Source organism: Piscinibacter sp. PDB5-1 (genome assembly GCF_056676035.1).
Window position 1 is genome coordinate 1 of sequence record NZ_JBWVZL010000009.1, and the last position, 11,519, is coordinate 11,519.

At 57.2% G+C, this 11,519-nt stretch carries 12 protein-coding genes; all 12 read right to left on the minus strand.

Features of this window, described 5'->3' with window-relative positions; translation table 11 throughout:
* Positions 1-593: 593 nt before the first annotated feature.
* The 12 genes from AC1KAT_RS21940 to AC1KAT_RS21995 all read right to left on the minus strand — a co-directional run bounded on the left by AC1KAT_RS21940 (position 594) and on the right by AC1KAT_RS21995 (position 11,030).
* Positions 594-1,178 carry a hypothetical protein gene (locus AC1KAT_RS21940; protein WP_480329449.1) on the minus strand — a complete coding sequence of 195 codons (585 nt, stop codon included), beginning with the start codon at positions 1,176-1,178 and terminating at the stop codon, positions 594-596.
* A 420-nt stretch (positions 1,179-1,598) separates the two neighbouring features.
* Entirely contained in the window at positions 1,599-2,048 is a 450-nt protein-coding gene (locus tag AC1KAT_RS21945) for a hypothetical protein (RefSeq protein ID WP_480329451.1), read from the minus strand.
* 122 nt (positions 2,049-2,170) lie between these two features.
* Positions 2,171-2,602, minus strand: coding sequence for a hypothetical protein (locus AC1KAT_RS21950; RefSeq protein ID WP_480329453.1), 432 nt, complete (start codon positions 2,600-2,602; stop codon positions 2,171-2,173).
* 400 nt (positions 2,603-3,002) lie between these two features.
* A complete protein-coding gene (locus tag AC1KAT_RS21955; RefSeq protein WP_480329455.1) occupies positions 3,003-3,557 on the minus strand; it encodes an SMI1/KNR4 family protein in 555 nt (184 codons plus the stop codon).
* A gap of 78 nt (positions 3,558-3,635) precedes the next feature.
* A complete protein-coding gene (locus tag AC1KAT_RS21960; RefSeq protein ID WP_480329457.1) occupies positions 3,636-4,061 on the minus strand; it encodes a hypothetical protein in 426 nt (141 codons plus the stop codon).
* A 66-nt stretch (positions 4,062-4,127) separates the two neighbouring features.
* Positions 4,128-4,922 carry an ATP-grasp domain-containing protein gene (locus AC1KAT_RS21965; protein ID WP_480329459.1) on the minus strand — a complete coding sequence of 265 codons (795 nt, stop codon included), beginning with the start codon at positions 4,920-4,922 and terminating at the stop codon, positions 4,128-4,130.
* A gap of 70 nt (positions 4,923-4,992) precedes the next feature.
* The gene (locus AC1KAT_RS21970) at positions 4,993-5,412 is read right to left on the minus strand and encodes a hypothetical protein (RefSeq protein WP_480329461.1); all 420 of its coding nucleotides are present in this window, start codon (positions 5,410-5,412) and stop codon (positions 4,993-4,995) included.
* A 69-nt stretch (positions 5,413-5,481) separates the two neighbouring features.
* Positions 5,482-5,829: a hypothetical protein gene (locus tag AC1KAT_RS21975; protein ID WP_480329463.1), complete on the minus strand. Its 348-nt coding sequence runs from the start codon at positions 5,827-5,829 to the stop codon at positions 5,482-5,484.
* A 1,304-nt stretch (positions 5,830-7,133) separates the two neighbouring features.
* A complete protein-coding gene (locus AC1KAT_RS21980; protein WP_480329465.1) occupies positions 7,134-7,463 on the minus strand; it encodes an antibiotic biosynthesis monooxygenase family protein in 330 nt (109 codons plus the stop codon).
* A gap of 198 nt (positions 7,464-7,661) precedes the next feature.
* Positions 7,662-8,156 (minus strand): DUF3617 domain-containing protein, encoded by a 495-nt coding sequence (locus tag AC1KAT_RS21985; protein ID WP_480329467.1) that lies wholly within the window; start codon positions 8,154-8,156, stop codon positions 7,662-7,664.
* A gap of 407 nt (positions 8,157-8,563) precedes the next feature.
* Positions 8,564-9,106: a hypothetical protein gene (locus tag AC1KAT_RS21990; RefSeq protein WP_480329469.1), complete on the minus strand. Its 543-nt coding sequence runs from the start codon at positions 9,104-9,106 to the stop codon at positions 8,564-8,566.
* A 421-nt stretch (positions 9,107-9,527) separates the two neighbouring features.
* On the minus strand, positions 9,528-11,030 hold the full coding sequence (locus AC1KAT_RS21995; RefSeq protein ID WP_480329471.1) for a hypothetical protein: 1,503 nt from the start codon (positions 11,028-11,030) through the stop codon (positions 9,528-9,530).
* Positions 11,031-11,519: the final 489 nt, after the last annotated feature.

Sequence of the window (11,519 nt, forward strand, 5' to 3'; positions counted from 1 at the left end):
GAACCTGCTCAGCCGGTGCGCTGGCCGCCAACGGACGGACAGCCCACGAAGAACTCGGCACGCTTCTGCTCGCATGGCACCGCTTTCAATCGGCCGATGTCTAACGTTTGACATGAGCGGTCCGCCGAAGGCGAATCCGCTCGATGGAATGGTTAGACGTCAGTGTTTCACACACCGACCTGTGGTTCTCGATCGCTCCCACCACTTGCCCCCTTCCGCTTCGGATGGTGTTTTCGCCACAGGCACTGAAATACTCTCGCGGAGGTACTCGACCCGCCAAGAACTCGGCCCTCTCGCTGTGCCTTCAATGCGTAGGGCACACCGCTCCTTATTTGCCCACGTGACAACGAACTCTAGGTTCAATTCCTCTGCTTCGATCTGCGCAGCAAGTTCGATGGGCTTTGCGCCCACATGCTGCTTCAGTTGCTGGCTCGGCAACTTGCTCAGGCGGTCAAGGTGCTCCGCGAGCATGGCGTAGGCATGGGCACGCTGCATTGGTGGGCTCGCCGCTTCTGACGTCTAACGTTTGACATGAGGGGTGACTTGACGGCGACGCCGGCAAGGCATCCCCTCGATGGAATGGTTAGACCTCATTAGTCGGTCTCGTTGAATAGCAGGTCAAAGTAGGTGTACGGGCCATCGGGTAGTCCGCACACGTCCATCGGTTCAATACCAGCGGGTAGGAGTTGACCCAGTTCTTCTGGTCTAAGGGTTGAGTAACCGAATCGCATGGCCTCATTGAATGCAGCTTGCAGAACCGTGTCATCCCCCGGTTCCTGCACGACATCCGACAGCGCCAGCTTGGCGCGGGCGCCTACGCCAGCGCCTCGACCTCCGGCCGTCAGCTCGTATCTCATGTACTTGCTCGTAGGACCGATGGCGGCATAGGGCCCCAGAAGAGAGAGGTAGATTGAAACTCCCTCGTATTCGATGTGTTCCGTCGCCTCTGACATGACGTCGCGTGGAAAGCGAAGCGCGTCATACACAAACACATGGGCGTAATTTTCAAGCCCTCCGTCGGCCTCGATGGCCACCCCGATCCAGTGTCTCCGCCGCAAGGATTCAACAACTAGCGCGATCCTTCCTCCGTTCGCCCGACCCTCGTCGCGGCTGAATCCTGCCTCGGCCGGGTCCCAGCACGCCAGAGCCGCAAACTGCGTTTCGGACAAATGAAACATGCTCGTGAGGTCTAACGTTTGACATGAGCGGTTCGCCGAAGGCGAATCCGCTCGATGGAGGGGTTAGACCTCTGTGGACGAAGCCACAGAGGAATGCTCGCAGACGACCGCAGCTTGAGCCAGCACGACTGACAAACCGATAGGCCCGATGACCCACGTTACGTGCGCTGGCCGCCAACGGACGGATAGCCCGCGCCAGCCGCTGCGACCTGCCCAACGAAGCCACCGCCGGTGGATGCCCGCACGGCGCTCGTGACCGCCAGGCTCGGCCGGAACGCGCGCCGTCAGTTGATGGAGCACCGTTTGCATAACTCGCACTGCTTTCGAAGGCACGCTGCCTGGACCAACAATGAGGTCTAACGTTTGACATGAGGGGTGACTTGACGGCGCAGCCGGCAAGGCATCCCCTCGATGGAAGGGTTAGGCATCGCCTCGCACCCTACCCGACTCGCCCCGAAACACAGCAAGTTCCTGCTTGGAGCGTACCCGCGGGACACCTTCTGAGTCGATGTCAGCGGAAGACACTGACCCGGCTTCCACCCCATATAAGCCGGTTAGTGCATGTTCCACAGGGCCGCTTCCAAGCACGACATCCTGAATGTCGTGGATGCCAATTGAATAGATCGCAGTCAAATCGCCATCGCCGTCATGGTTGAAATCCACGAACCCGTCGTTTTCGATCCACCCCATGACTATCTCGTACGCGTGCTCGCGGTCGCGTGCGGCATAAACATGCGATTGAAGTGTGTAGCTCCGTTTGAACCGATCGGGAACGCGAAGGAGTTCATCGATGTATGGCTCGTTCGGTGCCATGAACCATCGCTCCTCCACAACAACGACAACGATGGCGACGTATAAGTTTTGAGCCATGTGCGCTACTTCAGCGATGCCTAACGTTTGACATGAGGGGTGACAAGACGGCGCAGCCGGCTTGGCATCCCCTCGATGGAATGGTTAGGCTTCACCGACAAGAACCCCACCATTTGATACATCTACTTCCGCGATGCGGGGTCACATGCGATGCGTTGCTGATGAAGATCCTCCAATTCTGCTCGCTGCCTTGCTTGCTCATCCCGCGTGAGCGTCCGTCCCGAATACTTGCGGAAGACCTCATCGGTCTTGCCGCTGATTCTTTTCAGGCAATTGTCCAGCGCCGCGCGCCGATCCGTTGTCAGCGTCGGCGTGCTCTTCCGCTCGCATTCGTCAGCTTGCTTGCCGGCTGCATTCAACGCGGCGTGCATTTCACTCGCCCACCGCTCAAACGCAACCTTGTCGCTTGTAGGCGGACGGGTTCGAGTGAAGTCATGCTCAATTCGCGCCTGCTCTTCCTGCAACTTCGCTGCACACCTCTGGTTAGCGCGCAATTCGGTCGCCTGCGCTGCTCCCGCAGCAAGCATAGAGAGCACACAAAGTAGGGTTCGCATCGCCTCAATGTAGGTTGTGAAGCCTAACGTTGAGCTAAGCGGCAGCCGAAGGCTGTCCGCTTGAGCGACCCGGTAGGTTTCTTAGCGAGGGCAAACACGATGACCTCAGCAAGCTGAGAAACCAACCGCTTGAATTGAGCGTCGATGATGGCGTGTCGCCCAACGCAGGGCAACCCAGAACCCCGCGAGCGAAGGACGCCCGCAGCCAAACGATAGACAAGCGGACCGGCGCGAAGAACGCCAACGCAGCACGATCAACTGCAACGCTTCGGCTCGGCCGTAGCCACACAGGACGGGCACCGGTCGCCAAGAAATCTACCGTTTGACATGAGCGGGAGCAACCGGCTTGCCGGTTGATCTCCGCTCGATGGAAGGGTTAGGCGGCATTCTCTGTGTGCTCCTAGTCGAGAAACGAAGACCAGAACTCGATTTCCTTCGGCTTCACTGGTAGTTCGTAGCCTTGCTTGCCGAAGTAGTAGCTGTGCTCGTTCGCGAAGTAGTCTTCGAGGTTGAGGCCGTAGCAAATTATGTCGGTCTGATAGACCGATAGCACAGGGTTTCCGGGCTCCAGCGGGAGGGCGGGAAGGTACCGGTGACCTTGAATGGGGATGAGCCTTGGAGCCGCTTGCACAAGCGCGCGTAGGCGTTCGTAAGCGTGCTCGTCCTCCACCGGCCGAGGCCCCCACTCGGGCAACCACAACGAGTTCTGCTTTGCGTCGAACCAAAGCCCTTCGAGAGGCCAAGCCAGTGAGCTCATCAGATGCTCATCGTTGAGATCACGCCAGTTTGGGAACTTGCCACCGACCGGCATGGCGAACGACAAAAGCTGACGCAGATCGGGTGGAAACACAAAGTTAAAGCGCGCTTCGGCAGCGTCGAGCTCCCTCGACGAAAGACCAGTAGAGAACGCGACTCCCGCACGTTCCAGGTTCGCTTTGATCTGCTCCAGCTTCACGACTTGACGCCTAACGTTTGACATGAGCTGCGTGACCCGGCTTGCCGGGGCACGTCAGCTCAATGGAAGGGTTAGGCCTCACGCTGCCACCAAGTAAACCCAACCATTGGGTTCAATCGTTCGTGTAAGCACGGCCTTCGAACGGGAAATGCAACTCTGCTTCGGGCTCTTGAAGTCGCCCTTGTTGCGCGGGTGCTCGGTGAAGGCAAGAACATCACTGCCGCGAACAAAGACTAGCAAGTTAACCCCTTCGTTTGTTGCGATTGATGTGTGGCTCTCAGCACTCCACGGAAAGCCAAGAACTCGCTCCGCTTCTTCGTTGCCGGAGTAAGGGCCAAGCACGCAAAGTCGCTCCCACTCTGGTGGGCCAATTTTCGAGAGATTGATTGGTTCCGAGGCGTTTGCATCGAACTGTGCGGTGATAGCGGCGCTGATGCTGCGGTCTCCGCTCGAGCAGGCGACCACGAGGCTAGTAGCAAGAGCAACCGAGGCGATGCGTTTCATGAGGCCTAACGTTTGACATGAGAGGCTCGCCCCGGCTTGCCGGGGCGAGTCCTCTCGATGGAAGGGTTAGACGTCGCTCGCGGCATGAGTGGCTCCGGGCTTACCGCCTGTTCCCGACGTCATAAGAAGCTCTTGCCACCGCCGGATTAGCAGGTCGGTGTATGGCTCGGCCGCAATCTTGTAGGCACCGAGCGCGTATCCGTCATTGGCCTCAACAAGAGCTGTCTGTCCGGTTTCAAGAATTCCAAAGTCGATGCCGTAGGCGGACGGTGCCTTACCAGATTTCCTATATGCGAGCAGCGCCTGTTTGACTGTTGTCATATCCAAAGTTGCGCCTTCATCGCCGTCGTAGTGATCTACTCCGACAACTTCAGTGTCAATGACATAGACCCGAAACTCGGACTTCCATTTGACTACCTCAGAGCACCAGACGTCCTGACGCTTGCTTGCCGGACCGATGCTTGTGGAGTCTCCTGAGAAACCAAGCACGGTGCCCGTGAAGTTCTTGCGACGGGCTGATGGCTTGACGAATATGGCGGGGCCGCCCTCTTCATATACTTTTCGTTCTGCATCCCAGAGAGTTGATTTCCAGATCCGTCTATGGAGATACGGAGCAAGGCAATCTGGATAGTCATTCGGCTCAGGAATGCATATCTCCAGTTGTTTCATTGCTCCGTGCATCGCGTCCATGTCGCCAGCAATGAACGTTTCTCTGGAGAGCGGCAAGCTCCTTCGCTGAATCCTCTTGATCGTGTAGAGCTCAACTGGCACTCCGCGCCGCTCGAACTCGGACTTCAGCATCTTCTCCTCAATTCGGAGCCTGCCGTTGCCTAGGTCTTGGAGGAATGCGATGGAGAACATCAGCGACGTCTAACGTTTGAGATGACCGGCGTGACCCGGCTTGCCGGGGCACGTCCGGTCGATTGAAGGGTTAGGCGCCATTCTGCTGCGCCGCCTTCTTGTTTGCATGGTCGGCGAGTCGTTTGGCAGCCTCTAGACCAGCTTCGGTTTGCACCCATGCAAGCTTGTCTTTGGGTACCCCCAAGCCAGCTAGAACAGCTGCTACTGCACCTGCAATGCCAAGTTCAACCAACGCACTGGCTTCCATAGAGATGTTTGTAATTGGTGCTCCAAATGTCTCAGGAGCATCGTGGAGCTCTTCAACAAGCAAGACTTCTCCTGCTGGAAGCCTGCAAGTAAATCCGCTGGCTCTACCTAGACCATCTGTTTCCCACGAGAGCAGAGGAACGCCATGTAGGTACGAAAGCTCTTTTGCCTGGACATTGATCACGCAGACGGGAAACTCGCCAGATTGCCATTCGTATGCAGTAAGAGCGGAAACCGTGCCCATGGCGCCTAACGTTTGACATGAGCGGGGACAAGACGGCGCAACCGGCTTGGCATCCGCTCGATGGAATGGTTAGGTGTCGCCATTGCGTGCGCGCTCCAGTGCATGCTCGAAAGCCCAAAGGCAACCAGCCTGGAACTCCTGCGGTTGATTCTCTCCAGTGAGCCACGAGGTAATGTCTTCGGCGTCGAAGTCGCCCCGGCCATTGACCGAGATTCCGCGAATTTGCGCATAGAGACGGTGATGGAGTTCATTGAATGCTCGCAGTGACAAGGGATCCTTGACGCCAGGCGATTGAAACTCGTATGAGCCTCTCGCAACAACCGTGAGCCAATGCCCCAGAACAGCAAGAAAACGAAGCTCCTGCTGCGGCGACATTTCTGCAATCGCGCGCTCGCATTCTTTTCGAGTGAGTGACATTTCCCGCGACACCTAACGTTTGACATGAGGGGTGACTTGACGGCGCAGCCGGCAAGGCATCCCCTCGATGGAAGGGTTAGACAGCGCCCGGCTCACTTGGCCCAGCAACTGGCGCCACGAAGACCGCTTGAACGACCTTGCCTTTCGCTGCCTCTGCTGCCAAGTTTCTCCGATGTGCCCCTGCTTGCACGGCGCCTGGCGAAGCAGCTCAGCCGGCGCGCTAGCCGCCAACGGACGGACAGCCCATGAAGAACTCGACACGCTTCTTCTCGCATGGCACTGCTGCTACTCGGCCGATGTCTAACGTTTGACATGAGCGGACCGCCGAAGGCGGATCCGCTCGATGGAGTGGTTAGAACTCTGTGGCCGGAGCTGCAGAGAGGTGCCAGCAGACGAACCAGATTCTGAGGCGGCACGCTCGACAAACCGATAGGTTCGACTACCAACGTTATGTGCGCTGGCCGCCAACGGACGGACAGCCCACGCCCACCATTGCGACAAGCCGACCAAAGCCACCGTCGGTGGATGCCCACTCGATGCACCGGGCCGCTGGGCCGCGCCGGAGAGCTTTAAAGGCGGCGTTAGATCTCTTCGCTCCATTGGACTCTTCTCGAAGGCACGGCCTCGGCGGCGAACTGAGTTCTAACGTTGAGCTAAGCGGCAGCCGAAGGCTGTCCGCTTGAGCGACCCGGTAGGTTTCTTGGCGATGGCAAACACGATGACCTCAGCACGCCGAGAAACCAACCGCTTGAATTGAGCGCCGATGATGGCGTGCCACCCAACGCAGGGCAACCCGAAACCCCGCGAGCGAAGGACGCCCGCAGCCAAACGATAAACAAGCAGATCGGCGCGAAGAACGCCAGAGCAGCACGATGAACTGCAACTCTTGGGCTCAGCCGTAGCCACACAGGACGTGCACCGGTCGCCAAGAAATCTACCGTTTGACATGAGCGGTGGCACAAGGGCGTAGCCCTTATGACATCCGCTCGATGGAGTGGTTAGATCTCTGTGGCCGAAGGCACGACCCAACCTGCCGAAGCCGCTGACCCATGCGGCCACACCGACCCAACTCTGGAGGCTGACGCTCAGCCCGTGACACCTGATCGCTCGCAGCGCAGATAGTGGCAATGCCACCGACGCCGGGCAGACGCTGGGCGCCAGAAAAACTCACCGAGCCACGGTTCAGAAGGACAGTCATTTCAGTTGCTTGTCGAAGGCACATGCGCTCGGGCCGAACTGAGATCTAACGTTTGACATGAGCGGGAGCAACCGGCTTGCCGGTTGATCTCCGCTCGATGGAAGGGTTAGACCTCTGCACCAGCAAGCCACCGTTGACCAAGCTTCGAGTCACCGTAGGTTCGAATGACCTGGGAAATGATGACCTGATAGCCCGCCAGCCAATTGTGCTGAGCAGCCTTGGCTTCGACATGGCGCGGATGCTGAACCAACGACTGAAGCGCTGCCAACGAACTCCAGTAGTACACGTTGGACACAAGGCCCGTTTCTGCGTTCTCCCACGACTCTTCGCCGAGGTATCCCGGAATTGACTTGGCCATTTCAGCGATCTCTTGATCTAGCCGATGAAAGGCCTCATCAAACTGCCCCTTGGCAAAAATGAACGTTGACGAATACATCTGTTCTCCCTGTTGCCCCGCTCACCCGGGCTTTGTTTTGGCTGGCAGATGGTACGTTGTGGTGTGCGGATCAACCGAGGCAAAAGAGGTCTAACGTTTGACATGAGGGGCGGCCTAGGGCGATAGCCCTTGGACGTCCCTCTCGATGGAAGGGTTAGGCCTCACTCAATGAACGCCCAAACCGCGTTTCATCTCTGGTTACCGAACCTTTTCTTCACACTCGCCTACCCGACGCATTACGAGTTCGGTTCTCATACCGTTCGGGCCAAACTCATCGTCTTTGCCAGTCACACGAAGAACGGATGACGAACGGATTTCAGTGCTTGAGCGCACCAGGGACGTTCTCGTGTCTTCAATGATTCCGCCGGTCTTCATGCACTGCAACCGCCAGGATGACGAAGCGCCTGCACTTCTCTCTTCAGACACTTCGCATGAGCCACCGCCTTTCTCGTGGCTGAACTTGCTTCCTGCCGGCGAGAGAAACCCGAGCTTCTTTAGCGCGGCTTCGGAGTAGCAACCGCTGCTCATTGGGTGTTCCCAGGGGGCATAGGTGTTCTTGCTGTGAACGAACATGTAGGTGATAAGGCTTCGTTCCCACTTTCCGGCAAGAGGCTCGAGCTCTGCCATGGCGTGAACTGGAAGCGCGATCAAAGCCGCAATGAAGATTGCACGTATCTTGGTCTTGAGTGTCATGCTGGGGTGCGGTTTGTGAGGCCTAACGTTTGACATGAGCGGTGGCACAAGGGCGTAGCCCTTGTGACATCCGCTCGATGGAGTGGTTAGATCTCTGTGGCCGAAGGCACGCCCCGAATTGCCGAGCCGCGGACCCACGTTGCCGCACTGACCCAACCCCGACTGCTGCCGCTCAGCCCTTGACACTTGCCCGCTCGCAGCGCCGTTGGCGGCAACACCATCAGAACTGCGCAGACGCTGGGCGCCAGCAAAACACTCCGAGCCACGGGTCAGAAGGACAGCCATTTCAGTTGCTTCTCGAAGGCGCATGCGCACGGGCCGAACTGAGATCTAACGTTTGACATGAGAGGCTCGACCCGGCTTGCCGGGGCGAGTCCTCTCGATGAAAGGGTTAGGCATCTGCGCGCTCATCTGAAGAACTTGAATCGCCCAGAGGCCTTTGATATTGACAATCTCTCTTTGTGCCTATGGAGAGGCTGAACCGACAACTCAACCTCCCAGGTGCTTGCGGTCTCATCCACGATCGAAATGCTCGCGGCTCGGCAGATTCCGTTGAGAAGCTCTTGCCCCATGAGCAAAGCGCCTTCCCTGGAAACTGGGCCGCCCCCCTCGTGATACTTCAATCGACGCTCTTGAAGACTAGCCCACGCGGCAAGCTCTGGCGTCTTTCCGATTGCCGCGAGGCGCGCGCCCTCTCTGACGATAGAGAGATGTGCTTCCGTTCCCCGAAGAACCAGAAACATCAGATAGAAGTCGAGGCATGAAAGGATGTAGCTTGCCTTCGGGCAAGACGGGTCGCTTGCCAGTTCAATAAGTACGGGAAGATAGTCTTCGTGCCCCAGCACCAGATCCTCATCCTGATCGGAAAGCAACAGGTTCTCATCGAATGCCCAGCGTCGAAGAGTCTCTTCGCTCGGACTCCAATCGTTCAGAACGACTTCTTCGGCCATAAAGATGCCTAACGTTTGACATGAGCGGTTCGCCGAAGGCGAATCCGCTCGATGGAGGGGTTAGACCTCCGTGGACGAAGCCACAGAGGAATGCCTGCAGAAGAACCGCAGCTTGAGCCAGCACGGCCGACAAACCGATAGGCCCGATGACCCACGTTACGTGCGCTGGCCGCCAACGGACGGACAGCCCGCATCAACCGCTGCGACCTGCACAGCGAAGCCACCGACAGGGGATGCCCGCGCCATGCTCGTGACCGCTCGGCCTGACCGTAACCCGCAGCCGTTTGATGAAGCACCGTTTGCATAACTCGCACTGCTTTCGAAGTCACGCTGTCTCGCCCAACACTGAGGTCTAACGTTTGACATGAGAGGCATGACCCGGCTTGCCGGGGCATGTCCTCTCGATGGAAGGGTTAGGCCCCTACGCGCCCAAGTCGTTGACGTATTCAAGAACCTTGGCAAGGAGATACTGTTGGATGTGGCCAACCGTCATCGAGCTTTGCTGCTCTTTGATTTCTCCTTTGATCCCTTCGCCGGTAGTCCGCCATGTAGGCTCGATACAGACTAGGCGACCATCAGCGAGGTCGACCATGATGTCTGGCTGTAGATTGCTTTTCGGATCAAGAGTCCGCCGTTCGGCCGTCACTGATCCGGCCACTCCTACGTCTTGCAGCGCCCTTGAGATGCACGCTGCAAGAGCCTTGTTCAGCAGCTTGTCATTCTTAGAGGCGAGTTGCTGTAGACGCTTATATTCGTTTGCTGTCTCGTCTTTTGCTGGACGAATAGTTGCTGCGTTTGTGGACGGTGTGCCCGCAAGGAATTGAAAGAACTTTGCCCCTTGTATCGCCGAGCTGGCGTTGGCTGGAGATTCCTTCCCCTTCTTGAGCTTGTCCGTAATGGTGGCTTCACCGAAAGCGCGGATTGCGCTGACGGAGACATTCGGCGTGAGCTCAAATAGTCGAACATCTAGATGGCGCAGCAAGAATGCAATCTGGTGCCGCCTTTTTCTCCAGTCACCGAGGTACCCGGTCGTCGAATCACTTGCGTCCAAGACATCAATCATTCTGTCGATGTCAATGCGCTTTTCAGTCCCTTGCGTGAGGTTGGCAACGGTCAGACTTAGCTCTCTTGTGTCATCTCCCCCCACAAGAATCCAAACGCTCGGCAGTCTTCGTTCTTTCAACGTGTCGCCGAACGAATTGTTCAGTTCTTGCGACTTGGCTTCCAGATTGCCAAAGAACTGACTGATCGTCTCGCTCGTCTGAACCATCGGCTGAGCTACTGCAGTGCCGAGGCCAAAAGCCTCAAGGCCTTGGCCCGCATTTAGAGAGCGCGCGGTGATGTCGGCGACCTCAAAGTAGGCGCTCTTTGGAAGGCCGGTGAAGTTGTACAGACCTCTTGAGGTTTGATCAACGATGCTGTCGCTCCCTACAGCCCAAGCTATTTCGCTGATTGTTTTGGCTGCCTGTGTATCTGTGATCGGCCAGATGACCAAAGCACATCCTCCCTTAGTTCGAAAGATTCGCCTTAGCTCTTCAAAGAACCTGCGGAGTTCTGCGTCATCAACATTCGGATTGTCACGTTCAAGCAATACATAGATTTGTCCGTCTATCGGCGTCTCTCCGTTGCGTCGGATCTCAGCGGCAACCTCGTCAAGAGACAACTTGTCGGAGAGTGGAGTGATATGGGCGCCGGAATAGAACCTTGGAAGCGTGCTCAGAAACGTAGTTTTTCCAGATCCTGAAGGACCAAGAAATAGTTCAAAACGGCCAAGACCTCCGTTCGTTACCTGACGAATTAACTGCTCGACGCGAGCCGTTGCTTCTGGAACTTTGCGAACAATCTGCGTTAAATCGGCCCGCTTCTCTGCTGCGGCGTCTTGCAGCTTTTCGTAGCGCTTGGGTAGTAGCAGCGTTGTCGTCATTTGATCTCCCATTTGCATTCCGAGATTCTGGTGGTCTAGAGGTCTAACGTTGGAGCTAAGCGGCAGCCGAAGGCTGTCCGCTTGAGCGACTTGGTAGGTTTCTTGGCGAGGGCAAACACGATGACCTCAGCACGCCAAGAAACCAGCCGTTTGCATTGAGCGCCGATGATGGTGTGCCACCCAACGCAGGGCAACAGGGGAACCGCCAGCGAGGGAGGTCAGCAGCCAAACGATAAACAAGCTGACTGACGCGAAGAACGCTACCCGAGCACGATCAACTGCAACGCTTTGGCTCAGCCGCAGCCACACAGGAAGGGCACCGTTCGCCAAGAAATCTACCGTTTGACATGAGCGGTTCGCCGAAGGCGAATCCGCTCGATGGAGGGGTTAGACCTCTGTGGACGAAGCCACAGAGGAATGCTCGCAGACGAGCCGAAGTTTGAGCTAGCACGGCCGACCAACCGATAGGCCCGATGACCCACGTTACGA

What these genes read in the sequence shown, in the direction of transcription:
- AC1KAT_RS21940 (WP_480329449.1), bottom strand. Translation starts at nt 1,178, where the DNA reads ATGTTTCATTTGTCCGAAACGCAGTTTGCGGCTCTGGCGTGCTGGGAC.
- AC1KAT_RS21945 (WP_480329451.1), bottom strand. Translation starts at nt 2,048, where the DNA reads ATGGCTCAAAACTTATACGTCGCCATCGTTGTCGTTGTTGTGGAGGAG.
- AC1KAT_RS21950 (WP_480329453.1), bottom strand. Translation starts at nt 2,602, where the DNA reads ATGCGAACCCTACTTTGTGTGCTCTCTATGCTTGCTGCGGGAGCAGCG.
- AC1KAT_RS21960 (WP_480329457.1), bottom strand. Translation starts at nt 4,061, where the DNA reads ATGAAACGCATCGCCTCGGTTGCTCTTGCTACTAGCCTCGTGGTCGCC.
- AC1KAT_RS21965 (WP_480329459.1), bottom strand. Translation starts at nt 4,922, where the DNA reads ATGTTCTCCATCGCATTCCTCCAAGACCTAGGCAACGGCAGGCTCCGA.
- AC1KAT_RS21970 (WP_480329461.1), bottom strand. Translation starts at nt 5,412, where the DNA reads ATGGGCACGGTTTCCGCTCTTACTGCATACGAATGGCAATCTGGCGAG.
- AC1KAT_RS21975 (WP_480329463.1), bottom strand. Translation starts at nt 5,829, where the DNA reads ATGTCACTCACTCGAAAAGAATGCGAGCGCGCGATTGCAGAAATGTCG.
- AC1KAT_RS21980 (WP_480329465.1), bottom strand. Translation starts at nt 7,463, where the DNA reads ATGTATTCGTCAACGTTCATTTTTGCCAAGGGGCAGTTTGATGAGGCC.
- AC1KAT_RS21985 (WP_480329467.1), bottom strand. Translation starts at nt 8,156, where the DNA reads ATGACACTCAAGACCAAGATACGTGCAATCTTCATTGCGGCTTTGATC.
- AC1KAT_RS21990 (WP_480329469.1), bottom strand. Translation starts at nt 9,106, where the DNA reads ATGGCCGAAGAAGTCGTTCTGAACGATTGGAGTCCGAGCGAAGAGACT.
- AC1KAT_RS21995 (WP_480329471.1), bottom strand. Translation starts at nt 11,030, where the DNA reads ATGACGACAACGCTGCTACTACCCAAGCGCTACGAAAAGCTGCAAGAC.